Source organism: Pseudomonas oryziphila (assembly GCF_003940825.1).
In the GTDB taxonomy this organism is placed as follows: domain Bacteria; phylum Pseudomonadota; class Gammaproteobacteria; order Pseudomonadales; family Pseudomonadaceae; genus Aquipseudomonas; species Aquipseudomonas sichuanensis.
In genome coordinates, this window is sequence record NZ_CP034338.1 from 4907355 (window position 1) to 4932561 (window position 25207).

The 25207-nt window shown below is 63.7% G+C and carries 22 protein-coding genes and 1 pseudogene; 14 read left to right on the plus strand and 9 right to left on the minus strand.

Features of this window, described 5'->3' with window-relative positions; translation table 11 throughout:
• The first annotated feature begins 16 nt into the window (after nucleotides 1-16).
• The 8 genes from EJA05_RS22980 (at nucleotide 17) to EJA05_RS23015 (ending at nucleotide 8053) form a co-directional block, all read left to right on the plus strand.
• On the plus strand, nucleotides 17-1027 hold the full coding sequence (locus EJA05_RS22980) for an ABC transporter permease subunit (RefSeq protein ID WP_110993469.1): 1011 nt from the start codon (nucleotides 17-19) through the stop codon (nucleotides 1025-1027).
• Between the two features lie 10 nt (nucleotides 1028-1037).
• Nucleotides 1038-1964, plus strand: a complete 927-nt coding sequence (locus EJA05_RS22985; RefSeq protein ID WP_125465372.1) for an ABC transporter permease subunit — start codon at nucleotides 1038-1040, stop codon at nucleotides 1962-1964.
• Nucleotides 1965-1974: 10 nt separating this feature from the next.
• Complete coding sequence (locus EJA05_RS22990) at nucleotides 1975-2943, plus strand: ABC transporter ATP-binding protein (RefSeq protein WP_125860121.1); 969 nt, start codon at nucleotides 1975-1977, stop codon at nucleotides 2941-2943.
• Nucleotides 2943-3911, plus strand: a complete 969-nt coding sequence (locus tag EJA05_RS22995) for a peptide ABC transporter ATP-binding protein (protein ID WP_110993472.1) — start codon at nucleotides 2943-2945, stop codon at nucleotides 3909-3911. Before EJA05_RS22990 ends, EJA05_RS22995 begins: the two co-directional genes overlap by 1 nt.
• Before the next feature lie 339 nt (nucleotides 3912-4250).
• Nucleotides 4251-5075, plus strand: coding sequence for a helix-turn-helix domain-containing protein (locus tag EJA05_RS23000; protein WP_190306019.1), 825 nt, complete (start codon nucleotides 4251-4253; stop codon nucleotides 5073-5075).
• Nucleotides 5076-5139: 64 nt separating this feature from the next.
• Complete coding sequence (locus EJA05_RS23005; RefSeq protein WP_125860123.1) at nucleotides 5140-6546, plus strand: NAD(P)/FAD-dependent oxidoreductase; 1407 nt, start codon at nucleotides 5140-5142, stop codon at nucleotides 6544-6546.
• 33 nt (nucleotides 6547-6579) lie between these two features.
• Nucleotides 6580-6921 (plus strand): cupin domain-containing protein, encoded by a 342-nt coding sequence (locus EJA05_RS23010; protein ID WP_125465379.1) that lies wholly within the window; start codon nucleotides 6580-6582, stop codon nucleotides 6919-6921.
• 52 nt (nucleotides 6922-6973) lie between these two features.
• Nucleotides 6974-8053, plus strand: coding sequence for a polyamine ABC transporter substrate-binding protein (locus EJA05_RS23015; RefSeq protein ID WP_110993476.1), 1080 nt, complete (start codon nucleotides 6974-6976; stop codon nucleotides 8051-8053).
• 103 nt (nucleotides 8054-8156) lie between these two features.
• Here EJA05_RS23015 and EJA05_RS23020 read toward each other — a convergent pair whose 3' ends face one another.
• Complete coding sequence (locus EJA05_RS23020; protein ID WP_125860125.1) at nucleotides 8157-9740, minus strand: peptide chain release factor 3; 1584 nt, start codon at nucleotides 9738-9740, stop codon at nucleotides 8157-8159.
• A gap of 607 nt (nucleotides 9741-10347) precedes the next feature.
• Between EJA05_RS23020 and EJA05_RS23025 the strand changes: the two genes are divergently transcribed.
• From EJA05_RS23025 to EJA05_RS23040, 4 genes are read left to right on the plus strand one after another with little or no spacing between them, the layout of a single operon-like run.
• Nucleotides 10348-11061, plus strand: coding sequence for an ABC transporter permease (locus EJA05_RS23025; protein ID WP_125860127.1), 714 nt, complete (start codon nucleotides 10348-10350; stop codon nucleotides 11059-11061).
• 12 nt (nucleotides 11062-11073) lie between these two features.
• The gene (locus tag EJA05_RS23030) at nucleotides 11074-11985 is read left to right on the plus strand and encodes a glycine betaine ABC transporter substrate-binding protein (protein ID WP_125860129.1); all 912 of its coding nucleotides are present in this window, start codon (nucleotides 11074-11076) and stop codon (nucleotides 11983-11985) included.
• Complete coding sequence (locus EJA05_RS23035; RefSeq protein ID WP_125860131.1) at nucleotides 11982-12635, plus strand: ABC transporter permease; 654 nt, start codon at nucleotides 11982-11984, stop codon at nucleotides 12633-12635. Before EJA05_RS23030 ends, EJA05_RS23035 begins: the two co-directional genes overlap by 4 nt.
• The gene (locus EJA05_RS23040) at nucleotides 12632-13789 is read left to right on the plus strand and encodes an osmoprotectant ABC transporter ATP-binding protein OsmV (protein ID WP_125860133.1); all 1158 of its coding nucleotides are present in this window, start codon (nucleotides 12632-12634) and stop codon (nucleotides 13787-13789) included. The genes EJA05_RS23035 and EJA05_RS23040 overlap by 4 nt, the downstream gene beginning before the upstream one ends.
• A gap of 134 nt (nucleotides 13790-13923) precedes the next feature.
• Here the strand turns inward: EJA05_RS23040 and EJA05_RS23045 are convergent, their stop codons facing one another.
• The 3 genes from EJA05_RS23045 to EJA05_RS23055 all read right to left on the minus strand — a co-directional run bounded on the left by EJA05_RS23045 (nucleotide 13924) and on the right by EJA05_RS23055 (nucleotide 17918).
• Nucleotides 13924-16341 carry a TonB-dependent siderophore receptor gene (locus tag EJA05_RS23045; RefSeq protein ID WP_125860135.1) on the minus strand — a complete coding sequence of 806 codons (2418 nt, stop codon included), beginning with the start codon at nucleotides 16339-16341 and terminating at the stop codon, nucleotides 13924-13926.
• 108 nt (nucleotides 16342-16449) lie between these two features.
• Nucleotides 16450-17412, minus strand: coding sequence for a FecR family protein (locus EJA05_RS23050; protein ID WP_125860137.1), 963 nt, complete (start codon nucleotides 17410-17412; stop codon nucleotides 16450-16452).
• Nucleotides 17413-17429: 17 nt separating this feature from the next.
• A complete protein-coding gene (locus EJA05_RS23055; RefSeq protein ID WP_110993484.1) occupies nucleotides 17430-17918 on the minus strand; it encodes an RNA polymerase sigma factor in 489 nt (162 codons plus the stop codon).
• A 584-nt stretch (nucleotides 17919-18502) separates the two neighbouring features.
• Between EJA05_RS23055 and EJA05_RS23060 the strand changes: the two genes are divergently transcribed.
• Nucleotides 18503-19666: a type III PLP-dependent enzyme gene (locus EJA05_RS23060; protein WP_125860139.1), complete on the plus strand. Its 1164-nt coding sequence runs from the start codon at nucleotides 18503-18505 to the stop codon at nucleotides 19664-19666.
• Between the two features lie 38 nt (nucleotides 19667-19704).
• Here EJA05_RS23060 and EJA05_RS23065 read toward each other — a convergent pair whose 3' ends face one another.
• The 5 genes and pseudogenes from EJA05_RS23065 to EJA05_RS23085 form a co-directional block, all read right to left on the minus strand.
• On the minus strand, nucleotides 19705-20241 hold the full coding sequence (locus tag EJA05_RS23065) for a hypothetical protein (RefSeq protein WP_125860141.1): 537 nt from the start codon (nucleotides 20239-20241) through the stop codon (nucleotides 19705-19707).
• A gap of 135 nt (nucleotides 20242-20376) precedes the next feature.
• A pseudogene (locus tag EJA05_RS28505) lies at nucleotides 20377-20463 on the minus strand (sel1 repeat family protein); the annotation flags it as partial.
• Nucleotides 20464-20564: 101 nt separating this feature from the next.
• Complete coding sequence (locus tag EJA05_RS23075) at nucleotides 20565-21086, minus strand: hypothetical protein (protein ID WP_125860143.1); 522 nt, start codon at nucleotides 21084-21086, stop codon at nucleotides 20565-20567.
• A 53-nt stretch (nucleotides 21087-21139) separates the two neighbouring features.
• Nucleotides 21140-21910 carry a tetratricopeptide repeat protein gene (locus EJA05_RS23080; protein WP_125860145.1) on the minus strand — a complete coding sequence of 257 codons (771 nt, stop codon included), beginning with the start codon at nucleotides 21908-21910 and terminating at the stop codon, nucleotides 21140-21142.
• Between the two features lie 3 nt (nucleotides 21911-21913).
• Complete coding sequence (locus EJA05_RS23085; RefSeq protein WP_125465391.1) at nucleotides 21914-22594, minus strand: Fe2+-dependent dioxygenase; 681 nt, start codon at nucleotides 22592-22594, stop codon at nucleotides 21914-21916.
• Nucleotides 22595-22815: 221 nt separating this feature from the next.
• Between EJA05_RS23085 and EJA05_RS23090 the strand changes: the two genes are divergently transcribed.
• Nucleotides 22816-25119 (plus strand): TonB-dependent receptor, encoded by a 2304-nt coding sequence (locus EJA05_RS23090; RefSeq protein ID WP_125465392.1) that lies wholly within the window; start codon nucleotides 22816-22818, stop codon nucleotides 25117-25119.
• Nucleotides 25120-25207 lie beyond the last annotated feature (88 nt).

Here is a 25207-nt window from a genome sequence, read left to right on the forward strand (position 1 = left end):
ATGAGGTACCCCAAACATGTTGAGTTTCATTGCCCGGCGTCTGGGCCTGCTGATCCCGACCTTCTTCGGTATCACCCTGCTGACCTTCGCGCTCATACGCCTGATCCCCGGCGACCCCGTCGAAGTGATGATGGGTGAACGCAGGGTCGACCCCGAAATGCATGCCCAGGCCATGGAGCGCCTTGGCCTGAACAAACCGCTCCCGGTGCAGTACCTGGACTACGTCGGCAAGCTTGCCCAGGGCGATCTCGGTGAGTCGCTGCGCACCCGCGAAAGCGTCTGGCACGAGTTCACCACGCTGTTCCCGGCGACCCTCGAACTGGCCTTTGCCGCCCTGCTGTTCGCCGGCATCATCGGCCTGCTGGCCGGGGTGATCGCCGCGCTCAAGCGCGGTTCGCTGTTCGACCACGGCGTCATGGGCATCTCGCTGGCCGGCTACTCCATGCCGATTTTCTGGTGGGGCCTGATTCTCATCATGTTCTTCTCCGTGAGCCTGGGCTGGACGCCAGTCTCCGGGCGCATCGACCTGCTGTACGACATCGAGCCGAAGACCGGCTTCATGCTCATCGACACTCTGCTCAGCGACGAAGAAGGGTCGTTCAAGGACGCGCTGATGCACCTGATCCTGCCGGCCATCGTGCTGGGCACCATCCCGCTGGCGGTGATCGCTCGCATGACCCGCTCGTCGATGCTCGAAGTGCTGCGCGAGGACTACATCCGCACCGCCCGCGCCAAAGGCCTGTCACCCGCCCGCGTGGTGTTCATCCACGGCCTGCGCAACGCCCTGATCCCGGTGCTGACCGTGTTCGGCCTGCAGGTCGGCACGCTGCTGGCCGGCGCCGTGCTCACCGAAACCATCTTTTCCTGGCCGGGCATCGGCAAATGGCTGATCGAAGCCATCGGTGCCCGTGACTACCCTGTGGTGCAGAACGGCATTCTGCTGATCGCCTGCCTGGTGATCCTGGTCAACTTCGTCGTGGACATCCTCTACGGCCTGGTCAACCCACGCATCCGCCATCAGCGCTGAGGACTTCGTCATGACCAGCCCGATTCCAAAATCCGTCACTCCGCCAGCCGCGGTTGACCAAAGTTTGCTCTACCCCTCGCCCTACAAGGAGTTCTGGCAGGCCTTCTCGCGCAACAAAGGCGCGGTTGCCGGCCTGGCCTTCATGACCCTGGTGGTGTTCTGCGCGCTGTTCGCGCCCTGGGTGGCACCGCACAACCCCAGCGAGCAGTACCGCGACTTCCTGCTCACGCCACCGGTGTGGCTCGAAGGCGGCACCTGGCAGTTCATCCTCGGCACCGACGAACTGGGCCGCGACCTGCTTTCACGGCTTATCCAGGGCGCACGCCTGTCGCTGCTGATCGGCCTGTCGTCGGTGGTGATGTCGCTGATCCCCGGCATCCTGCTGGGCCTGTTGGCCGGGTTCTTCCCGCAGATTCTCGGCCCGTCGATCATGCGCCTGATGGATGTAATGCTCGCCCTGCCCTCGCTGCTGCTGGCCGTGGCCATCGTCGCCATCCTCGGCCCAGGCCTGATCAACACGGTGATCGCCATCGCCATCGTTTCGCTGCCGTCCTACGTGCGCCTGACCCGCGCCGCGGTGATGGGCGAGCTGAACCGTGACTACGTGACCGCCGCACGCCTGGCCGGCGCCAGCCTGCCACGGCTGATGTTCGTTACCGTGCTGCCCAACTGCATGGCCCCGCTGATCGTGCAGGCCACCTTGAGTTTCTCCTCGGCAATCCTCGACGCCGCCGCCCTGGGCTTCCTCGGCCTTGGCGTGCAGCCGCCCACCCCCGAGTGGGGCACAATGCTGGCCTCGGCGCGCGACTACATCGAGCGCGCCTGGTGGGTGGTGAGCCTGCCCGGCCTGACCATCCTGCTCAGTGTCCTGGCCATCAACCTGATGGGCGACGGCCTGCGCGATGCGCTGGACCCGAAACTCAAGAACGCCGCCTGAGGAGACCGCCATGTCACTGTTGCAGATCAACAACCTGAACGTGCGCTTCGGCGACGCCAATGCAGTACCGGTGGTGGACGGCCTCGACCTGAACGTGGACGCCGGCGAGATCCTCGCCATCGTCGGCGAGTCCGGCTCCGGCAAATCGGTCACCATGATGGCCCTGATGGGGCTGATCGACGCCCCCGGGCGCATCACCGCCGATGCCCTCACCTTCGATGGCACCGACATGCTCAAGCTCAGCGGCCGGCAACGGCGCAAGGTGGTGGGCAAGGACATCGCCATGGTCTTCCAGGACCCGATGACCGCGCTCAACCCCAGTTACACCGTGGGCTACCAGATCGAGGAAGTGCTGCGCCAGCACCTCGGGCTCAAGGGCAAGGCCGCCCGCCAGCGGGCCCTGGAGTTGCTGAAAAAAGTCGAGATCCCGGGCGCCGAAAGCCGCCTGGACGCCTACCCGCACCAACTGTCCGGGGGCATGAGCCAACGGGTGGCGATCGCCATGGCCATCGCCGGTGAACCCAAGCTGCTGATCGCCGACGAACCGACCACCGCGCTGGATGTGACCATCCAGGCGCAGATCATGGAGCTGCTGGTCAACCTGCAGAAAGAGCGCAACATGGCGCTCATCCTGATCACCCACGACCTGGCCGTGGTCGCCGAGACCGCCAAACGCGTGTGTGTGATGTATGCAGGCCAAGCCGTCGAGGTCGGCCAGGTGCCGGAACTCTTCGACATCCCTGCCCACCCCTACAGCGAAGCGCTGCTGGCGGCCATCCCCGAGCACAGTATCGGCGCCGAACGCCTGGCCACCCTGCCCGGCATCGTTCCCGGCCGCTACGACCGCCCGCAGGGTTGCCTGTTGTCGCCACGCTGCCCTTACGTGCAGGACAACTGCCGCCGCCAACGCCCCGCCCTCGACCCACAGGCCCATAGCCTGGTGCGTTGCTTCTACCCGCTCAACCAGGAGGTGGCGTGATGGCCGTCGTTCTTTCAGCCCGTGAGCTGACCCGTCACTACGAAGTGTCCCGCGGCCTGTTCAAGGGCCATGCCCTGGTGCGCGCGCTGAACGGCGTGTCGTTCGAACTGGAGGCTGGCAAGACCCTGGCCGTGGTCGGCGAATCGGGATGCGGCAAGTCGACCCTGGCCCGTGCCTTGACCTTGATCGAGGAGCCGTCGTCCGGCTCGCTGCAGATCGCCGGCACCGAGGTCAACGGCGCCGGCAAGGCCGAGCGCAAGCAGCTGCGCCGCGATGTGCAGATGGTGTTCCAAAGCCCTTACGCCTCGCTCAACCCGCGGCAGAAGATCGGTGACCAGTTGGCCGAGCCACTGCTGATCAACACCTCGCTGAGCAAAGCCGAGCGCCGCGAAAAAGTGCAGAAGATGATGGAGCAGGTGGGCCTGCGCCCCGAGCACTACCAGCGCTACCCGCACATGTTTTCCGGTGGTCAGCGCCAGCGCATCGCCCTGGCCCGGGCGATGATGCTGCAGCCCAAGGTGCTGGTGGCGGATGAGCCGACCTCGGCGCTCGACGTGTCGATCCAGGCCCAGGTGCTGAACCTGTTCATGGACCTACAGAAGGAGTTCAACACCGCCTACGTGTTCATCTCCCACAACCTGGCGGTGGTGCGCCATGTGGCTGACCAGGTGCTGGTGATGTACCTGGGCCGGCCGGCGGAGATGGGGCCGAAGGAGGATATCTACGAGAAGCCCCTGCATCCGTACACCCAGGCACTGTTGTCGGCGACGCCAGCGATCCATCCGGACCCGCTGAAGCCGAAGATCCGCATTGCCGGTGAGCTGCCCAACCCGCTGAATCCGCCGGATGGCTGCGCGTTCCACAAGCGTTGCCCGTATGCGACCGAACGTTGCGCCAAGGAGGTGCCGGCGCTGAGGCAAGTGGGTACGCGGCAGGTGGCCTGCCACTACGCCGAGCAGTTCCTGTAAACGTCATCGCGGGGCAAGCCCGCTCCCACGAGCCCGCACAGGCCTCGTGGGAGCGGGCTTGCCCCGCGATTTTCTCAATGCATAAAGAACCAGATCAGGATGATCACCGGAATCGGCACACCAATCATCCACAGCAGTATCGAGCGCATGATGCTTCTCCTCGTTCGTGGTCTATCAAGGTCCGTGCAGCGCTCATGCCAGTTGTGTCAAAAAATGACATCCATATGAAACAAGGCCTTAGCGGTTAAGCCGCTTTGATTCGCCGTGCAAAATGCCGGATCACCGCTTGGCCCCGAAGGCGTTCTGCAATGCCTGGCCTTGTCACCCGCAAGCGAGCCAATGCACTATCGCGCCATGACCTCGACCACCCTCCCCGACGGCCCCGGGCAAACCCCGCTCACCGCCGACACCGTCATGCGCTACCACCTGTGCTGGAAGCATCGCGACCTGGACGGGGTGATGGCGCTTTACCACCCGGATATCCAGTACCACGACTTCTTCCAGAACCGCGTGCTCGGCCATGACGAGCTGCGCGACTACGTGCGCGCCTGCCTGCCTCACGAGGCCGGCGAGGACATCGTCCACAGCGACCGCATTCGCGTCGACGGCTGCACCGCGTTCATCCAGTACCAGGTCACCGTGCAAGGGGGCGAAGGGCTGGTGGCGTTCCAGTCCAGCGAGGCGATCACGGTCAAGGACGGGTTGATCTGGCGGATCAACGAATACGCAACACTGGTGCGCCAGCACGCCAAAGGCAGCCAGACAGGCGGCCCGCGCCCGGCCACCAGCCGCCTGGGCCTGTCGCCGCGCCAGCTGTCGACCATGGCCCAGGACCTGGAGCACTACTTCAATCACCAACGCCCCTACCTGGACCCCGAGCTGGACCTGCAACAAGTGGCCGACGAAAGCGGCTACAGCCGCAACCAGATTTCCTATCTGCTCAACCAGGTGCTGGGCCAGAGCTTCTACCGCTACGTCAACCAGGCGCGCCTGCAATACCTGATGGCCGGCCTGGACAACGGCAGCGCCGAAGCCCCGATCGACCAGCTGGCGTTCAATGCCGGGTTCAACTCGCTGTCGGCGTTCTACAAGTGCTTCCGCGAACACACCGGGCTGTCGCCCAAGGCCTACCTCAAGCAAATTTCCCTGCGTGCACGCACGTAAGACAGCCATCGCAGCGCACTAATAGGATCGCCCACAGACCAAGACGGATGTGGAGCCCGACCCGATGCAACCCCTGCGCACGATCAGCCTGTGGATGGACCAGCTCGACGAGCCGCTGTGCGCACGCCCGGCACTGCGCGCAGACCTGGACCTCGATGTATGCATCATCGGCGCCGGTTACACCGGGCTGTGGACCGCCTACTACCTCAAGCGCCAGGCCCCGCAACTGAACATCGCGGTGATCGAGGCCAACATCGCCGGTTTCGGTGCCTCCGGGCGCAACGGTGGCTGGCTGATGGGCAACCTGCTGGGCGAGGACCGCCTGCTGGCCAGCCTGTCACCGCAACAGCGCCGCGCCAGCATCGATCTGCTGCACGGCGTCCCTGACGAAGTGCACAACGTGCTGCAGCGCGAAGGCATCGACTGCGACTACCGCAAGGGCGGCGTGCTCTACTGCGCAGCCCGCTACCCGGAGCAGGAACGCAGCCTGCGCGCCTGGCTGGACGACCTGTATCGCCAGGGCATGACCGAGGACGACTACCACTGGCTGCGCCCCGAGCAGCTGGATGCGCAGCTGCGCATCAGCAACCCCTACGGCGCGATCTTCAGCCCGCACACCGCGACCATCCAGCCGGCCAAGCTGGTGCGCGGGCTGGCCCGCGCAGTGGAAAACCTGGGTGTACCCATCTACGAAAACACCCCGGCCATCGACTGGCAAACCGGCGAGGTACGCACACCCTTGGCGCGCATCCGCAGCCACTGGGTCGTGCCGGCAGTGGAGGGCTATGCCGCCAGCCTGCCGCCGCTCGGGCGCCATCAGTTGCCCGTGCAGAGCTTGCTGGTGGCCACCGAACCGCTGCCGGAATCGACCTGGGAGCAGATCGGCCTGAGCCAGGGGCAGGCCTTCAGCGAAAACAGCCGCCAGGTCACCTACGGCCAGCGCAGCGCCGATAACCGCCTGGTGTTCGGCGCCCGCGGCGGCTACCGCTTCGGCGGCCGGCTACGCGAAGATTTCACCCTCACCGACAGCGAAGTCGAACTGCGTCGCTACCTGTTCGGCGAGCTGTTCCCGCAACTCAAGCACGTGCGCATCACCCATTCCTGGGGCGGCAACCTGGGCATGGCCCGACGCTTCAGGCCGCACATGCTCTGCGACCGCCAGCGTGGCGTCGCGCTGTCGGGCGGCTACGGCGGCGAAGGCGTCGGTGCCACCAACCTCGGCGGGCGCACCCTGGCGGCGCTGATCCTCGGCCAGCACAACGCCCTCACCGCACAGCCCTGGGTACACGACAACCGCCCGCTGGCCAGCCTGGCCAGCTGGCCGCCCGAGCCATGCCGCTGGCTGGGCTACAACGCAATTATCCAGAGTTTCGTCCACGAGGACCGGACCCTCGCCAGCCCGGCCAGCGCCCCCTGGCGGCGGCGCCTGGCCAGTGGGCTGGCCGACTTCATGGAAGGCTTCATGCACTGACTTCCCCCTCCACAACAACAGGATCCACCGGTCATGAGCATCACCCAGTTCAAGCACACCGACAGCGCCATCCTGCAGAGCTGCAACCCGGTCGCCGTGCCCCTCGGCGAGCCGGTCGCCGTCACCTCGGTCACCTGCGTCGAACGCAGCGACGGGGTCGAGACCGGCATCTGGGAATGCACCCCCGGGCGCTGGCGGCGGCAGATCGTGCAACAGGAGTTCTGCCATTTCATCAAGGGCCGTTGCACCTTCACCCCCGACGGTGGCGAGCCCCTGGTCATAGAAGCCGGAGACGCACTGATGCTACCGGCCAACAGCGTCGGCACCTGGGACATCCAGGAGACCGTGCGCAAGACCTACGTTCTGATCTTCTGATCCGCTGATCGCCTGCCTTCGATAACAACAGACAAAGCAAGGTAACCCCGACATGCGCACGCTCCTTCTCGCTCCCCTGATGCTGGCCGCCAGCGTGGCCAGTGCCGCCGACTCGGTGAAGATCTACAACTGGTCGAGCTACATCGCCCCCGACACCTTGAAGAACTTCCAGCAGGCCAGTGGCATCGTGCCGACCTACGACGTGTTCGACAGCAACGAGACCCTCGACGGCAAGCTGATGACCGGCAACTCCGGCTACGACGTGGTGTTCCCCTCCAACCACTTCATGGCCCGGCAGATCCAGGGCAAGGCCCTGAAGAAGCTGGACAAGTCGCAGTTGCCCAACTGGAAGAACCTCAACCCGGTGCTGCTCAAGGCCCTGGAAGTCAACGACCCGGGCAACCAGTACGGTTTCCCGTACCTGTGGGGCAGCACCGGCATCGGCTACAACATCGACAAGGTCAAGGCGGTACTGGGCGACAACGCCCCGGTCGATTCCTGGGACCTGATCTTCAAGCCCGAGTACATCGGCAAGCTGAAAAGCTGCGGCGTGGCGGTGCTGGACAACGGCCCCGAACTGCTGCCGATCGCCTTGCATTACCTTGGCTTGCCGCAGCACAGCCAGGACCCCGCCGACTACGACAAGGCCAAGGCGCTGCTGATGAAGGTGCGCCCATACATCAGCTACTTCCATTCGTCGAAGTACACCGGCGACCTGGCCAATGGCGATGTGTGCGTGGTGGTGGGTTTCTCGGGCGACGTGCTGCAGGCGAAGAACCGCGCCGAAGAGGCGAAGAACGGGGTGAAGGTGGGGTATTCGATCCCCAAGGAAGGCGCGCCGTTGTGGTTCGACATGGTCGCCATGCCGGCCGATGCGCCGGACGAAAAAGCCGGCTACGCCTACATGAACTACCTGTTGCAGCCTGAGGTGATGGCGGGCATCAGCAACTTCGTGCAGTACGCCAATGGCAACCAGCAGGCCGACGCGAAGGTGGACCCGGCCATCAAGGGCAACACGATGATCTACCCGAGCGAGGATGTGATGGGCAAGCTGTATGCCCTGGAGGCGATGCCGGCGAAGATCGACCGCATCAGGACGCGGATCTGGACCAGCATAAAAGCAGGCAACTGACATTCGTCAGTTGCAAAGTCTCAAGCTGCAAGCGGCAAGAAGAAACGGGCCAATTCGGGCCCGCTTCTTCTTGTAGCTTGTAGCTTGCAACTTGTCGCTGCTGTCAGTGGTGCTCGCGGGTCGCGCGGAACTTCACATCCGGCCAGCGCTCTTCCATCAGCGACAGGTTGACTCGGGTCGGCGCCAGGTAGGTCAGGTGCCCACCGCCGTCGATGGCCAGGTTCTCCATGGCCTTGTTCTGGAAGTCCTCGAGCTTCTTCTTGTCATCGCAGCTGATCCAGCGCGCCGACCACACGGTGATGGGCTCGTAGGCGCACTCGACCTTGTACTCTTCCTTCAAACGGCTGGCGACCACATCGAACTGCAGCACACCGACCGCACCCAGGATGATGTCGTTGCTGCGCTGGGGGAAGAACACCTGGGTCGCACCCTCTTCGGCCAACTGCTGCAGGCCCTGGCGCAGCTGCTTGGATTTCAGCGGGTCCTTCAGGCGCACGCGGCGGAACAGCTCCGGGGCGAAGTGCGGGATACCGGTAAAGCCCAGCGCCTCGCCTTCGGTGAAGGTGTCGCCGATCTGAATGGTGCCGTGGTTGTGCAGGCCGATGATGTCGCCGGCGAAGGCCTCGTCGAGCTGTTCACGCTCGGAGGAGAAGAAGGTCAGCGCATCGCCGATGCGCAGGTCCTTGCCGGTGCGTACGTGGCGCATCTTCATGCCCTTTTCGTACTTGCCCGAGCAGATGCGCATGAAGGCGATACGGTCGCGGTGCTTCGGGTCCATGTTCGCCTGGATCTTGAACACGAAGCCCGAGAATTTCTCTTCCACCGGCTCCACGGTACGCTCGTGGGCCACACGTGCCAACGGGCGCGGCGCCCAGTCGACCACCGCGTCGAGCACATGGTCGACACCGAAGTTGCCCAATGCGGTACCAAAGAACACCGGGGTGAGCTGGCCGTTGATGAACTCGTCCTGGTCGAACTCGTGGCAGGCGCCCTGCACCAGCTCCAGTTGCTCGAGGAAGCGCTCGTATTCGTCACCCAGGTGCGCGCGGGCTTCATCGGAGTCGAGCTTTTCGATGATCTTCACCGCGGTACGCTCGTGGCCGTGGCCTGGGGTGTAGACGATGATGTAGTCGCCCGCCAGGTGGTACACACCCTTGAAGTCGCGGTAGCAACCGATCGGCCAGGTGATCGGCGCGGCCTTGATCTTAAGTACTGCCTCGATTTCGTCGAGCAGCTCGATCGGGTCGCGGATATCACGGTCGAGTTTGTTGATGAAGCTGACGATGGGCGTATCGCGCAGGCGGCAGACGTCCATCAGGGCGATGGTGCGCGGCTCTACACCCTTACCGCCGTCGAGCACCATCAGCGCCGAGTCCACCGCGGTCAGGGTGCGGTAGGTGTCTTCCGAGAAGTCTTCGTGGCCGGGGGTGTCGAGCAGGTTGATCATGTGCTCGCGGTAGGGGAACTGCATCACCGAGGTGGTGATGGAGATGCCGCGCTGCTTCTCCATTTCCATCCAGTCGGAGGTGGCGTGGCGGTCGGACTTGCGCGACTTCACGGTGCCCGCGACGGAGATCGCCTTGCCCATCAGCAGGAGCTTCTCGGTGATGGTGGTCTTACCGGCGTCGGGGTGGGAAATGATTGCGAAAGTGCGGCGTTTCGCGACTTCGGCGGCCTGGTTGGTCATGGGAAATCGCCTGACTGGGGGATTAAAAAAGGGGCCGTATCATACCTGAAGTTGGTCCTAGACCAAAATTTGCGGAACCAGCGGCACCTGTTCCGGCCCTTTCGCGGGTGAACCCGCTCCCACAGGTACTGCACTCGGCCTGAGGTCGGTGGAGAGCTCAGGTACTGCATGGCTATCGCACAAGGCCTAGGGCAATGCAGAACCCTGTGGGAGCGGGTTTACCCGCGAAAGGGCCGGCACTGCCACAGCAAATTCATCAGGCAACCGCTTCATCACGACAAATGGCCACAGCACAGTTATTTCAACGCCTGTAGCGCATTAACCTGCTGTTTTTTCTCGCCAGAATCCCTTCACCCCAGTGATTAACACTGGCCAAATGCCGCCTCAGATGGGAACCTTTACGCCCACGGAGACGTCCACTCCCCTGCAACCCGCTTCGGTTGGGGGATTGGTTTCATCAGCATTTTCGGGCCCGACGGGGTTCGGCTCATGGCGTGATCGCGGCGTTCTGCCCGCCTCGCGCTGCTACTCGCGTTCACACCGCCCGCCGCCAGGAATGGCCGGCCACACGGGGGTGCGAGCGCCGACTACAAGAAGGAGTCCGCCTGTGGCTGCACGCTACGGAAAAGGGCTGTTGGGATGGGCCGCCGTGCTCGTCATCCTGGCCCTGCTGGTCCACTGGATCGGCATCGATACGATCGCCCGCTACCGCGACGATCTTGCTTTCTACCTGCAAGCGCACCTGATGCTGGTGCTGGCTTCGATGGCGGCGGCGTTGGCCGTGGGCATCCCCGCCGGCATTGCCCTGAGTCGACCGCAACGGGTCGACAAAGCCGAACGCTTCATGCAGTTCTTCAACATTGGCAACACCATTCCTCCCCTGGCCGTCCTGGCCATCGCCCTGAGCGTTCTGGGCATCGGCGCAGGTCCTGCGATCTTCGCGCTGTTCCTCGCCTCGCTGCTGCCCATCGTGCGCAACACCTACGAGGGCCTGAAAAACGTCCCTGCCTCGCTCAAGGAAGCCGCCACCGGCATCGGCATGACCCCGCGCCAGCAGTTGTGGCAGGTGGAGTTGCCCAACGCCGTGCCGATCATTGTCGGCGGCGTGCGGGTGGCCCTGGCCTTGAACGTGGGCACCGCGCCCCTGGCGTTCCTGATCGGCGCCAACAGCCTGGGCAGTTTGATCTTCCCCGGCATCGCCCTGAACAACCAACCGCAGCTGTTGCTCGGCGCCGCGTGCACGGCACTGCTGGCCCTGGTGCTCGACGCGCTGGTAAGTGCCTCCAGCAAGCGCTGGCTGGAACGTGGCCTGGCCCACTAAAAAAGGGAACCCATGAACAAGACAATCGCCTTGCTGCTGGGCGCGGCCCTGCTGTACGCAGGATTTGCCCAGGCAGCGGAAAAACCGCTGATCCACGTCGGCGCGCGGATGTTCACCGAACAGACCGTGCTCGCCGAAATCACCGCCCAGTACCTGCGTGCCAACGGCTTCGAGGTACGCGTGACCACCGGCCTTGGCAGCAACATCGCGCGTCAGGCGCAGGAAACCGGCCAGCTCGACCTGATGTGGGAATACACCGGCGTGTCGCTGGTGTCCTACAACCATATCGACGAGCGCATGCCCAACGCAGACGCCACCTACGCCCGGGTGAAAGCACTCGATGGCAAAAAAGGCCTGGTCTGGCTGACCCCGTCGAAGTTCAGCAACACCTATGCCCTGGGCCTGCCCAAGCAGGTTGCCGAGGCCTACCCGCAGATCAACACGATCAGCGACCTCAACCAGGTACTGCACGACGAGCAGCAACGCCTGCACCTGGTAGCGCTGGACACCGAGTTCGCCAACCGCCCCGATGGCCTGGTCGGCCTGCGCGAGCTGTACGGTCTGCCGCTGGATCGACGCAACATCCGCCAGATGGACGGCGGCCTGGTGTACACCGCGATGCGCAATAACCAGGTATTCGCCGGCCTGGTCTACACCACCGACGGGCGCTTGAACGCGTTCAACCTCAAGCTGCTCGAAGACGACAAGCACTACTTCCCCGATTACACCGCCGCCCCGGTGCTGCGCCAGGCAGTGCTCGACGCCCATCCGCAACTGGCCACGCTGCTCAAGCCACTGGCCGAACAGCTGGATGACGAGACCATGCGCCAGCTCAACGCCAAGGTTGATGTCGAGCACCAGAGCCCGGCCGTGGTCGCCGCAGCGTTCCTGCAAGCGCACCCACTCAGCGAGGTGACACCATGAACCTGCTCGACACCTTCGCCCACCTGGACTGGGCCCAGGTCCTGCAACTGACCGGGCAGCACATCACTCTGGTCGGCATCGCGGTGGGCCTGGCGATCCTGGTCGGCGTGCCGCTGGGCATCCTGATGACCCGCTTCCCGTCCCTGGCCGGCCCGCTGCAGGCCAGCGCCACGGTGCTGCTGACCATTCCGTCGATCGCCCTGTTCGGCCTGCTGCTGCCGTTCTACTCGAAGTTCGGCCAGGGCCTCGGCCCGCTGCCGGCCATCACCGCGGTGTTCCTTTATTCACTGCTGCCGATCCTGCGCAACACCTACCTGGCCCTGACCAATGTCGAGCCCGGTATCCGTGAGGCCGCGCGCGGCATCGGCATGACCTTCGGCCAGCGCCTGCGCATGGTCGAGCTGCCCATCGCCGTGCCGGTGATCCTCGCCGGCGTGCGCACCGCCGTGGTGATGAACATCGGCGTGATGACCATCGCCGCCACCATCGGCGCCGGCGGCCTGGGCGTGCTCATCCTCACCTCCATCAGCCGCAGCGACATGTCGATGCTGCTGGTCGGCGCCGTGCTGGTCAGCCTGCTGGCGATCGTCGCCGACCTGCTCTTGCAAACCCTGCAACGTGCCCTGACTCCAGAAGGACTGCGCCCATGATCGAATTGAAGAACCTCAGCAAGACCTTCCACGCCAACGGCAAGGAGGTCAAAGCCGTCGATGCCGTGAACCTCACCGTCAACGAAGGCGAGATCTGCGTGTTCCTCGGCCCCTCGGGCTGCGGCAAGAGCACCACGCTGAAAATGATCAACCGCCTGATCACCCCCACCTCAGGCCAGGTGTTCATCAATGGCGAGGACACCAGCGGGTTGGACGAAGTGACCCTGCGCCGCCATATCGGCTATGTGATCCAGCAGATCGGCCTGTTCCCCAACATGACCATCGAGGAAAACATCACCGTCGTGCCGCGCCTGCTCGGCTGGGACAAACAGAAATGCCACGACCGTGCCCGCGAACTGATGAGCATGATCAAGCTGGAGCCCAAGCAGTACCTGCAGCGCTACCCGCGCGAGCTGTCCGGTGGCCAGCAACAGCGCATCGGGGTGATCCGCGCACTGGCCGCCGAGGCGCCGGTGCTATTGATGGATGAGCCGTTCGGTGCGGTCGACCCGATCAACCGCGAGCTGATCCAGAACGAGTTCTTCGAGATGCAGCGGGCGCTGAACAAGACCGTGATCATGGTCAGCCACGACATCGACGAGGCGATCAAGCTGGGTGACAAGATCGCCATCTTCCGTGCCGGCAAGCTGTTGCAGCTGGATCACCCGGACACCCTGCTGGCGCACCCGGTGGACGACTTCGTCAGCAACTTCGTCGGCCAGGACAGCACGCTCAAGCGCCTGCTGCTGGTGCGCGCCGAAGACGCGGCGGACAACGCGCCGTCGGTGAGCCCGCAAACGCCGGTGGCCGATGCGCTCGAGCTGCTGGATGAGCACGACCGCCGCTATGTGGTGGTGACTGACGGGCAGAACAAGGCGCTGGGCTATGTGCGCCGGCGCGACATGCATCGCCAACAGGGCACCTGCGGCGACTTCCTGCGGCCGTTCAACGCCACGGCATCACACGATGAACATCTGCGCATCCTGCTGTCGCGGATGTACGAGTTCAACCGGGCGTGGCTGCCGGTGCTGGATGCCGAGCAGGTGTTCCTTGGGGAGGTGACGCAGGAGTCGATTGCGGCGTACCTGAGTTCCGGGCGATCGCGGGGGGGCAAGACCAGTATCGTGTCGCCGGCTGAGGCCGTGGCCTCCTGATACGCCCAATCGCGGGGCAAGCCCGCTCCCACGATCTGCGACCTGGCGTGGGAGCAACTGTCTTGCTCACAACTTAAAGACCTGGCGCGATCCCTGTGGGAGCGGGCTTGCCCCGCGATGAAGGCAACGTCGGATCAGAACCCTACACTGGCCTGCACATAGAACGTGCGCGGCTCACCCACATAGATCCCCGAGTTGTTGTCGCTGGAGCGGGTGAAGTACTGCTTGTCGAACAGGTTCTTCACCCCGGCTGCCAGCTTCAGGTTGGACAGCTGCGGCCCGAAGTCATAGCCACCCCGGGCATGCCAGGTCACGTAGCCCGGGATATCGCCGTACTGCCCATCGGCGCTCGGTTCGGTGATGTAGTTGCCGGTGAACTGGCCGGTCTTGGTCATGCCGGTACCCGGAGCGCGCTGCCCGGACTGGGCGAACGCATCGAGGTTCCAGGTCCAGCGATTGACCTGGTAACGCAGGCCGGCAGTCGCCACCTGGCGCGAGTAGAACGGCAGGTCGCGGCCTTCGAAGCCGGGGATGTCACCCTCGTAGGTGGCACGGGTGTAGGTGTACCCGGCATTTACCGACAACCCTTGCAGGCGTGGGTCCAGCCCGGCCAGGTCATAGCGCGCCGACGCCTCGATACCCTGGTGCGTGGTGGCGCCGAGGTTGGTCCAGCCCACCGTGTTGCTGATGTACTGCAGTTCGTCATCGAAGTCGATGTAGAACGCCGTCAGCTCACCGGCAAAATGGCCATCGTCATAGCGCGTGCCAAGCTCGTAGGTCTTGGCCTTCTCCGGCTCCAGGCCATTGGCGGTACTGTCGCCGCTACCGCCCTGGCCCAGCTGGAAGTACTGCAGGCTGCCGAACGAGGTCTCGTAGTTGGCGAACAGCTTCCACGCATCGGACAGGTGGTACATCACACTCAGCGCCGGCAGCGGCTCGTTGCTGGTGATGCTGCGGTTCTTCTCCGCCACCGGCTTGAGGCTGTCGTCCAGCACCGGGCGGTCGCGCCAGTCGGTGTTGATGTGCTCGAAGCGGATACCCGGGGTGATGGTCCAGTTGCCCACGTCGATCTTGTCATCGATGTAGTAAGCGCTGGCTTCGGTGCCGCCGCTGCGGTCCTGGAACACATGGCCGTCGGACTTGGCGGTCTGGGTCGGCACATTGTCGATCAACGACAACCGGGTCGATTGCTCGCGCATGGCCTCCTTCAGGTAGCGGTAGCCGACGCTGACCTCCTGGGTGGTCGGGCCGACGAAGAACACCCGCGACAAGCGCGGCTCGATGGCGAAGGTGTGGTAGTTGCGCGGGTACGACGACAGGGTCTTCATGTCGCTGGAAGCGATGGTGCTGCCACGGAAACTGTCGGTGTAGTAGGTCAACACCTCGAACTGGGTGGCGTCGTCGAGCTGGCGCTGCCACTTGAACGACACGTCCTTGCGCCGGCCTGCGAAGTAGTCGTAGTCACGCAGCGACTGGTAGGGGTCCTGGTCGTACTGGGCCTGGGTCAGGCCGCCGGGCATGTCGGCGCGGCCATCGTAGTAGTGGAAGTTCAGCCAGAACTCGTCGACATCGGTCGGCGCCCAGTGGGTCTTGAGCAGCACATCGTCGATGTCGTTGTCGTTGTTGCTGCGCCGGTAGCCATTGCCATTGACGCCGCTGTACAGCAGCGCGACGCCGATGCCGTTGTCGGCGGTGCCGCCGAGGAAGGCCGACTCGGTGTGTTTCCAGCCGCCATAACGCGAGGTCTCAAGGGTGCTCGCCAGCTCGCCGCTGGCCTTTTCGGGGATCGCCCGGGTGACGAAGTTGATCACCCCGCCGACGTTCTGCGGGCCATAGCGCACCGAGCCTGCACCACGCACCACGTCGATGCTGTCGAGGTTGCCCGAAGAGATCGGCGCCATCGACAGCTGCGGCTGGCCATAGGGCGCGAAGGCGGCCGGGATGCCGTCGATCAGCACGGTCGAGCGCGGCGACAGGCGCGAGGTGAGGCCACGCACGCCGACGTTCAGCGACAGGTCGCTGCCGCCGGTGCCGTTGGAGTCCTGCACCTGCACCCCGGGGATGCCCCGCAGGGCATCGCGCACGTTCATGGTGCCCTGCTCCACCATCGCCTCGCGGCGTACCACGGTGCGCGCGCCGGGGTGGTTCTGCACCACGCTCTGCTGAGCATCGCCCAGCCAGTCGCCGACCACTTTCACATCGGTGGGCGCCAGCTCCAGGCTGCCGGTTGTCAGCGTCCCGGCGACTGCCGCCGGCTTGACCACCACGGTATCGGCCGACTGCTCGAAGGTCAGCCCGCTGCCTTGCAGCAGCTGCTGCAGCGCCTGTTCCGGAGCCAGGTCGCCGGACACCGCCGGGGCCTCTTTGCCCGCCACCAGTTCGGGGCTGAAGAACAGCTGCAGGTTGGTCTGCTGGCCCAGTTGCTTGAGGGCGGTCGCCAGCGGCTGGGCCTGGATCTGAATACTGTCGGCGTAGCTGTTGGCGGCAGCGGCACTGACCGCCAGGGCCAGCGCCAGGCGGCGCAGCTGGAGAAGGGGCTTGTTGTTGTTCACGTCTTCGAGAAATCCTGAAAGGTCGGATAAACGCCAACCGCATGCAAATGTAAATGCTTGGCAGTTGCAGCTGGCGGGGAAGACGAACGGGCGAAAAAAAACCTGAATCTATTTTGCAATTATTTCGCTGGAGCCATCGGCATGCTGCCTGATCGCCACCGGCAGGATGCTCGGCAAGGCGCGCAGCAGGGCATCGGGGTCATCCGTGCTGAAACTGCTCGACAGGCGCAGGCCGGCCACTTTACCGGGGGCGACTCGCAGCGGTTGGGCACGGTAGCGCGACACTTCGACGACCACTTCGCTGAGCGGCGTGTTGTCGAACACCAGCTTGCCCTGGCGCCAGGCGGTGAGCGAATCGACGTCGATGGCATAGGGCGCGGCAACCTTGCCGTGGGCATCGATATGCGAGCCCTGGCCGGCCCCCAACTGCGCCAGCCCATCACCTGCGCCTTGCACCCGCACCGAGCCCTGCTCCACTGCCACGCGAGTGCTGGCCGGGTCCTGGCGCACATCGAAGCGCGTGCCGGTGACCGTCACCTCACCCTGGGCGGTGCTGACCACAAAGGGGCGACTAGTGTCGTGGGCGACGATGAACATCGCCTCGCCCTGGCTCAACAGCACATGCCGGCGACCCGCTGAAAAGTCCACGCTCAACCGTGTGCCGCTGTTGAGCTGCAACTGCGAACCGTCCGGCAGGTCGAACTGGCGGCGCTCGCCCAGTGCCGTTTGCAATGCGTCCTGATGATTGAGCCGCTGGTAGTGCCAGCCACTCCAGCCCAGGCCAAGTGCGGCGATCGCCACCCCGGCCGCCAGGGCTTGGCGCAGTACCCGTCGGCGTGGCAACTGGCGCACCGGCTCAGGTGCGCAGAGCGCCTGAAGCCGTTGCCGTGGAATCAGCTCGGCGGCGCGCCACAGCTGCGTGAGCCGGCGATACTCGTCGCGGTGCCGTGCATCCTGCGCCAGCCACTGCTGCAGGGCCGCCTGCAGCTCGGCGTCGCCCGGCGCGTCCTGAACCCGGGCGAACCAGGCGGCCGCCTGCTCACCGGCGGGGTCGAACGCATGCTGTTTCATCAATGGGGTCTCCTGACTCATCTGGCCGACACATCCAGGTGCTCACGCAGATGTCGGAGCGTGCGGATCATATACTTTTCGACCATGTTCTTGCTCAAGCCCATGCGCTCGGCGATCTCGGCCTGGCTCAGGCCCTCGAGCTTCTGCCAGACGAACACCTGCCGGCAGTTGAGTGGCAGCTCGGCCAGCGCCCGCTCGACACTGTCGGCCAGTTCCAGGGCATGCACGTAGGCCTCCGGGTCATCACCCGCCGCCGCTTCGTCGTCGAAACCTTCCAGCACCAGGGCCTGGCGGCGGTCTTCACGGCGGTAGCCATCGACAGCGATATTGCGTGCGGTCTGGTGCAGGTAGGCACGTGGCTGCTCGACCTGATCGCGCGGATTTTCCAGAACCCGCACGAAGGCATCATGGGTGAGGTCCTCGGCCTGCTGACGACTGCGCAACTTGCGCGTCCAGGTGCCGATCAGCTCGTGATAGTGGTCGAGGAAGCCTTTGTGTCCGGACACGGTGGGTGATCATCAGGCAGGCAGATAAGGGTGCGAATAGTAATGTTTCTCATCAAAAGCGGCAATTCCGCCAGTCGGTAACAAAAAATTTATGACGGGTTTCATGCACCGACGTACCAGGTATACGTGGCCATAAATATGAACACCTTGGCCTCCTTCGCGGGTAAACCCGCTCCCACAGGAATCGCGTAATCCCTGTGGGAGCGGGTTCACCCACGAAGGGGCCAGCCCGGTCTATTCCACAATATTTAACGCTTCAAAGATCCCGGGGAACATCTGCCGGTCACACGAGTCGGTTATTCAGGTAACTGCTCGTCGATCCACGGCGAACCCACCGGGATTGCCTGTTGATCTTGCTGGAATCACGCCCTAAAGTGCGCGCCGAACGTCCATGCTGGAAACGATCCATCCGGCTCAAGTACTGACGACGAGACAGCAAGGTCACCCGCAGCCACAGCCTGGCACGGTTGACCTTTTTGCTTTCGGCGACATGCCTTGGGAAGTAGGCGAACCAAAGTGGGGATACGGAGGACGTTCAGTTTGCAGCCACTTATTCTTTCAGTTTGCCCATGGAGCCCTTGAGCATGTCGATCCAGGTCGAAGACTATTTCGCGCGTGACACCTTCCAGAAAATGAAGGCGTTCGCCGACAAGCAGGAAACCCCGTTCGTACTCATCGACACCCAGATGATCAGCCAGGCCTACGACGACCTGCGCGCCGGGTTCGAATTCGCCAAGGTCTACTACGCGGTCAAGGCCAACCCGGCCGTCGAGATCATCGACCTGCTCAAAGAGAAAGGCTCGAGCTTCGACATCGCCTCGATCTACGAGCTGGACAAAGTGCTTGGCCGTGGCGTCAGCCCTGATCGCATCAGCTACGGCAACACCATCAAGAAGTCCAAGGACATCCGCTACTTCTTCGAAAAAGGCGTGCGCCTGTTCGCCACCGACTCCGAAGCCGACCTGCGCAACATCGCCAAGGCCGCGCCGGGCTCGAAGGTCTATGTGCGTATCCTCACCGAAGGCTCCACCACCGCCGACTGGCCACTGTCGCGCAAGTTCGGCTGCCAGACCGACATGGCCATGGACCTGCTGATCCTCGCCCGCGACCTGGGCCTGGTGCCGTACGGCATCTCCTTCCACGTTGGCTCGCAGCAGCGCGACATCAGCGTGTGGGACGCCGCCATCGCCAAGGTCAAGGTGATCTTCGAGCGCCTTAAGGAAGAAGACGGCATCGAGCTGAAGCTGATCAACATGGGTGGCGGCTTCCCGGCCAACTACATCACCCGCACCAACAGCCTCGAGACCTATGCCGAAGAGATCATTCGCTTCCTCAAGGAAGACTTCGGTGACGACCTGCCGGAAATCATCCTCGAGCCAGGCCGTTCGCTGATCGCCAACGCCGGCATCCTGGTCAGCGAAGTGGTGCTGGTGGCACGCAAGTCGCGCACCGCGGTCGAGCGCTGGATCTACACCGACGTGGGCAAGTTCTCCGGCCTGATCGAAACCATGGACGAGGCCATCAAGTTCCCGATCTGGACCGAGAAAAAAGGCGAGACCGAAGAAGTGGTTATTGCCGGCCCGACCTGCGACAGCGCCGACATCATGTACGAGAATTACAAGTACGGCCTGCCACTGAACCTGGCCATCGGTGACCGCCTGTACTGGCTGTCCACCGGTGCCTACACCACCAGCTACAGCGCGGTGGAATTCAACGGCTTCCCGCCGCTGAAGGCCTACTACCTGTAATGCAGAGCGGGGCCGAAAGGCCCCGTTTTCATGCCTGATCAGAGGCGGCGAAACATCGAGAAATTGTCGAAACTCGGCACATTCACCTCGCTGACGCTCATCCGCATGATCAACTTGTTTGGCGCACCCGCGCTGACATAGCGATCCTCCCAGGACTTTCGGTTACGAACCCCTAGCGGCACGCTGCCCACGGCGGCAATCGTCACCTGGGAGTAGTCGCTGACCTCAGGAATCGCCAGTTTCTGGCCATCGACCCAGATACGCCACAACAGTGGCTTGGCCACCTTCACGTAATAGCCGACGCAATCTCCGCGCCCCAGGTCCCAGATATCACGATGGGATGCACCCGCCTCCGACTCCACGGTAACGACCTTATAGCCAGGGTTCGCCCCCTCGTAGTAACCGAACCAGAAACGCTGCTGCGCGTGTACCGAAAAATGGGAAGTGAGGGTCAGCCAATTATTGCAGCGTGAGGCAGGAACGCTTTTGAACTCGACCGAATCGAGAACACCTTCATATCCAGGCGTCGTGGAAGAGAGTGTTGCAATGAATGAACGTTCTTGAATGAAACGCATGCCAGTTCCTCCGTGGTAAAGCGCTACCATGATCGGAAAGGAAGCTTGATGATCAGCTGGAAACACTGACAACGGCGCCCATAAATGCCATGGGCCGACAGGTTCACCTTTACTGTTCGCGCAGTTCGATCTCGTCGGCATACCGCGCCCGGTGGCCAGCAGGTTACCCACGTTGTACATGCCCCAGTCCAGCCCGGTGTCGGCCGCGTGCGCATAGTGAAGGCCGCCTGGGCCAGGGCCAACACCTGCTCACGACGCAACTGGCAGGACACGGCTCAGACCTCGGCCCAGCGGTGAAGCAGGTTGTACTGTCCGACAAAAACCTAAAGCGGCTCTTCGATGCCCATTTGCACGATATCCACATCGAACAGGGCTGACGGCTCCGCCCCCAAGCGCAGGTAGCTACCCATGCGCCCGGTGCTCCAGGCTGCCTTGTCCCAGTGCACGCCCACCCCTTTGCCGTCGAGATTGGTCATGCGCACCTTGCCGTCATCGGTATGCGCCATGCGCCAGAGGGGGCCCACGATTGGGGTGATTTCATAGAGGCCTAAGTAACCATTGGAACTGATGTCGAACCGCCGGTTGTACATCGGGCCCGCACTGTTGCCGGTCCATAGACGGACCTCATAGACATGGCCTTCGTCGCCGTACTCCACGGCGCCGAACCACAACTTCAAGGCCTCACGGTCTTGGCGCGAGGTCGTCAGCCAGGTGCTCTGATGCCAGTGGACGCTGCCGTTGTAGCCCGGGCTGTACTCCCAGCGACCTACAGGCCCCGGATACTTGGTGTTGAGCACATTCAGACGGGCAATGAAGGATTGTTCGGTGATGTAGGGTTCAGCCATGGTGCGACTCCTGTGGGAAAGTCGCCCTAGCATGCTCGTCCCCCCACGCCCGCTTAAGATCGAAGCTTTTCCCCTGCACCAGCACGCAGCTCGAGCTCGCCGCTATAACGGGCCGCCTGAGCAGACAGCAGCGGGCCGGCCGCCAGCAGGAGCGCCTGGCTGCTGCGCAGGAAGTTCAGGTTGCCCTCTGCACGAGCCTGCTCGAACCATGGCTCGGCCTCGGCCATCTGACCGCGCTCGGCAAGCACCATCGCCAGGCTGAACATGCCACGGAAATCACCCGCCTCTGCCGAGCGGCGATACCAGCGCACGGCACGGGCCGGGCTGGCGGCGGTGGCGATACCTTGCTCCAGATAACGGCCGTACAAGTTCATCGACTTGGCATGGCCCAGCTGAGCAGCCTTCTCGTAGCACGCCAATGCCTGGGTCTGGTTGGTCGGTACGCCGCGCCCCGTGGCCAGCAGGTTACCCAGGTTGTACATGCCCCAGTCCAGCCCGGCGTCGGCCGCACGCGCGTAGTGAATGGCCGCCTGGGCCAGGTCCACTGCACCGCCCCAGCCATGCTCCAAGCAGCGCCCCAGCATGTTGTGCGCCATGCCGTTGCCCCCTTGAGCAGCAATCTGGAACCAGCGCCGGGCGACCTCGGCATCCTGCTCGATGCCGCGCCCGTCGAGCAGGATCTGCCCCAGCAGCAACTGTGCCTCGACCGCGCCCTGCCCCGCTGCCGCGAGGATGGCCTGGGCGGCCTGGCCCGGGCTATGTTCGAGCATGGCCTGCAGCCCGGCGAGGTCCACCACCTGTTCACGACGCAACTGATAAGACACGGCTCAGACCTCGGCCCAGCGGCGCAGCAGGTTGTGGTAGGTGCCGGTCAGTTGCAGCAGCGATGGGTGATCCGGCACGTCGGCAGTGAGCTGGCGGATGGCGTTGTCCATCTCGAACAGCAGGGTGCGCTGGCCGTCATCGCGCACCAGGCTCTGGGTCCAGAAGAACGCTGCATAGCGGGCGCCGCGGGTCACCGGGTTGACCTTGTGCAGGCTGGTGCCGGGGTACAACACCATGTCGCCAGCCGCCAGCTTGACCTGCTGTACGCCGTAGGTGTCCTGGATCACCAGCTCGCCGCCGTCGTAACTGTCAGGGTCGCTGAGGAACAGGGTGGAGGACAGGTCGGTGCGCACCCGCTCCGGGCTGCCTTTGGGTTGGCGCAGGGCGTTGTCGATATGGAAATCGAAATTGCCCCCCTCCTGGTAACAGTTGACCAGCGGCGGGAACACCTTGTGCGGCAGCGCTGCCGACATGAACAACGGGTTGCGCCACAGCCGTTCGATCAGCGCGCTGCCGATCTCCTTGGCCAGCGGATGGCCTTCGGCCAACTGCAGGTTGTGCTTGGCCTTGGCCGACTGGTAACCCGCCGTGACCTTGCCATCGGCCCAGTCGGCCTGCTCCAGGGCCTGGCGAATACGCGAGATTTCGTCGGCGTCGAACAGCCCGGGAATGTGAAGCAGCATGGCGATGGCACCTGGCGCGGGTTAGGGGCGCCAATGATATTGATTCCCTTTTACCAATCACAAGCCCCTTTCGGACCAATCGACGCACGAACCCGTAAAAACCGTAAGGTGAAAATGTAAAGAATGTAAATTTCTAGCGAATGGTAACGCTTCTCAATTGTTCCTTACATTCGCTTACATTAACATCCGCGGCCTTCATACCTTGGGGAAGGTCAATAACAATGCGTCACGTGCCAACCGCCGTCAGTTCACCACGTCTGCTCGCCTCCGCCATCGGCCTGGCGATCACTGCCACTTCTGCTTACGCTGCCGACCCGGCCGCCAACAACGCCATCACCCTCGACGCCACCAGCGTCAACGGCAAGGCCGAACAGGCGAACACCGAGTACAAGGTCGAGAAAGCCTCTTCGCAGAAGTACACCGCACCCTTGGTGGACACGCCGCGTTCGGTCACCGTGATCCCGCAGCAAGTGATCAAGGACACCAACGCCCTGAACCTGCAGGATGCCCTGCGCACCGTGCCCGGCATCACCTTCGGCGCTGGCGAAGGCGGCAACCCGCAAGGCGACCGTCCGTTCATCCGTGGCTTCGACGCCCAGGGCGATACCTACCTGGACGGCGTGCGTGACACTGGCGCGCAAACCCGTGAGATCTTCGCCATCGAATCGGTGGAAGTGGCCAAGGGCCCGAACTCGGCCATCGGTGGCCGTGGCGCGGCGGGCGGCACCATCAACCTGGTGAGCAAGCGCGCGCACCTGGGCAACTCGCTGGACGGCGCCTGGACCTGGGGCAGCGACCAGACCCAGCGTTATACCTTCGACGGCAACTACCAGTTCAGCGATACCGTTGCCGGGCGCCTGAACCTGATGACCCACGAAAGCAACGTCGCCGGCCGCGACAAGGTCAACTACGACCGTTGGGGTATCGCCCCGTCGCTGGCCTTCGGCCTGGGTACGCCGACCCGCGTCAACCTCGACTATTACCACCTGGAAAGCGACGACCTGCCGGATTCGGGCATCCCGTACAGCATTCCTGTGCGTGGCAGCGCAGCGCGAACCTCGGCGCACCCGAGCAAACCTCAGGACGGTGGTGACAGCGACAATTTCTATGGCCTGACCGACCGAGATTTTCGCAAGTCGCGGGTGGACATCGCCACCTTCGCCATCGAGCACGACCTGACCGACGCGCTGACCATAAAGAACACCCTGCGCCACGGCAACAGCATGCAGGACTACATCCTGACCCAGCCCGACGACAGCCAGGGCAACGTCAACCGTGGCAGCGTCTGGCGCCGAGCCAACACCCGGGTCGGCAATACCTCCACCACCACCAACCAGACCGACCTGTTCGGTGAGTTCTACCTGGGCGGCCTGAAGAACAGCTTCTCCACCGGTATCGAGCTGAGCCGCGAGGAGTCCGACCGGACGTCCTACGATGTCGCCACCACCGCCGGCACCACCGTGGTCAACAACCTGCGCCAATGCAACGGCATCGGCGCACCGTCCTACAACTGCACCTCGCTGAGCAACCCGAACCCGGACGATCCGTGGAACGGCGCCATCTCGCGCAACTACGCCGGCACCAACACCAAGAGCAACACCCGCGCCCTGTACGTGTTCGACACCCTCGAGCTGAGCCCAGCCTGGCTGCTGAACATGGGCCTGCGCTACGACCACTTCGATACCCAGTACCGCACCCGCAACGCCAACGGCAGCACCACGGTGAACGCCAAGGGCGTCGCCGCCAAGGGCGAGGACACCAGCGAATTCATCACCGGCCAATTGGGCCTGGTATGGAAACCGGCCGACAACGGCAGCGTCTATGTGTCCTACGCCACTTCCGCCACCCCGCCGGGCGCGCAACTTGGCGAAGGCATGGAAGGCAACCCGCTGGGCAACACCACCGACCGCGCCGGCAACCTGCTCGCCAGCGACATGGAGCCGGAAGAAACCACCAACTACGAGATCGGCACCAAGTGGGATCTGCTCGAAGAGCGTCTGTCTCTCACCGCCGCGCTGTTCCGCACCGAGAAAGAAAACGCCCGTGTGCAGGTTGGCACCACCAGCTACGAAAACGTCGGCGAAACCCGCGTGCAGGGCATCGAGTTGTCGGCCAGCGGCAAGCTGACCAACAAGTGGCAGGTATTCGCCGGCTACACCTACATGCAGGCCCGCCAGATCGACGGCGGCCCGCTGGGCAAGGCCAACGACGGCAACCAGCTGCCGAACACCCCGAACAACAGCGCCAGCCTGTGGACCACCTACCAGGTCACGCCTAAGTTCACCGTCGGCGGCGGCGCCTTCTACGTCGATGACGTGTTCGGCAACGTGGCCAACACCACCATGGTCGACAGCTACGTGCGTTACGACGCCATGGCCGCCTACAAGCTGACCAAGAACATCGACCTGCAGCTGAACGTGCAGAACCTCACCAACGAGGTCTACTACGACAAGGCGTTCTCCACCCACTTCGCCAACCAGGCGGCGGGCCGGACCGCATTGCTGACCACCAGCGTCCACTTCTGAAGGATGCAACCCAAGCCCCGTTCATTTGCCTGAACGGGGCTTTTGCGTATCAAGGCATAATGCACGCCGCGCGGCAGGCGGCCAGACA

Excerpts from the sequence above, each read along its gene's own strand:
- EJA05_RS22980 (WP_110993469.1), top strand. The coding sequence starts at position 17 with ATGTTGAGTTTCATTGCCCGGCGTCTGGGCCTGCTGATCCCGACCTTC.
- EJA05_RS22985 (WP_125465372.1), top strand. The coding sequence starts at position 1,038 with ATGACCAGCCCGATTCCAAAATCCGTCACTCCGCCAGCCGCGGTTGAC.
- EJA05_RS22990 (WP_125860121.1), top strand. The coding sequence starts at position 1,975 with ATGTCACTGTTGCAGATCAACAACCTGAACGTGCGCTTCGGCGACGCC.
- EJA05_RS22995 (WP_110993472.1), top strand. The coding sequence starts at position 2,943 with ATGGCCGTCGTTCTTTCAGCCCGTGAGCTGACCCGTCACTACGAAGTG.
- EJA05_RS23000 (WP_190306019.1), top strand. The coding sequence starts at position 4,251 with ATGCACTATCGCGCCATGACCTCGACCACCCTCCCCGACGGCCCCGGG.
- EJA05_RS23005 (WP_125860123.1), top strand. The coding sequence starts at position 5,140 with ATGCAACCCCTGCGCACGATCAGCCTGTGGATGGACCAGCTCGACGAG.
- EJA05_RS23010 (WP_125465379.1), top strand. The coding sequence starts at position 6,580 with ATGAGCATCACCCAGTTCAAGCACACCGACAGCGCCATCCTGCAGAGC.
- EJA05_RS23015 (WP_110993476.1), top strand. The coding sequence starts at position 6,974 with ATGCGCACGCTCCTTCTCGCTCCCCTGATGCTGGCCGCCAGCGTGGCC.
- EJA05_RS23020 (WP_125860125.1), bottom strand. The coding sequence starts at position 9,740 with ATGACCAACCAGGCCGCCGAAGTCGCGAAACGCCGCACTTTCGCAATC.
- EJA05_RS23030 (WP_125860129.1), top strand. The coding sequence starts at position 11,074 with ATGAACAAGACAATCGCCTTGCTGCTGGGCGCGGCCCTGCTGTACGCA.
- EJA05_RS23035 (WP_125860131.1), top strand. The coding sequence starts at position 11,982 with ATGAACCTGCTCGACACCTTCGCCCACCTGGACTGGGCCCAGGTCCTG.
- EJA05_RS23040 (WP_125860133.1), top strand. The coding sequence starts at position 12,632 with ATGATCGAATTGAAGAACCTCAGCAAGACCTTCCACGCCAACGGCAAG.
- EJA05_RS23050 (WP_125860137.1), bottom strand. The coding sequence starts at position 17,412 with ATGAAACAGCATGCGTTCGACCCCGCCGGTGAGCAGGCGGCCGCCTGG.
- EJA05_RS23060 (WP_125860139.1), top strand. The coding sequence starts at position 18,503 with ATGTCGATCCAGGTCGAAGACTATTTCGCGCGTGACACCTTCCAGAAA.
- EJA05_RS23065 (WP_125860141.1), bottom strand. The coding sequence starts at position 20,241 with ATGCGTTTCATTCAAGAACGTTCATTCATTGCAACACTCTCTTCCACG.
- EJA05_RS23075 (WP_125860143.1), bottom strand. The coding sequence starts at position 21,086 with ATGGCTGAACCCTACATCACCGAACAATCCTTCATTGCCCGTCTGAAT.
- EJA05_RS23085 (WP_125465391.1), bottom strand. The coding sequence starts at position 22,594 with ATGCTGCTTCACATTCCCGGGCTGTTCGACGCCGACGAAATCTCGCGT.
- EJA05_RS23090 (WP_125465392.1), top strand. The coding sequence starts at position 22,816 with ATGCGTCACGTGCCAACCGCCGTCAGTTCACCACGTCTGCTCGCCTCC.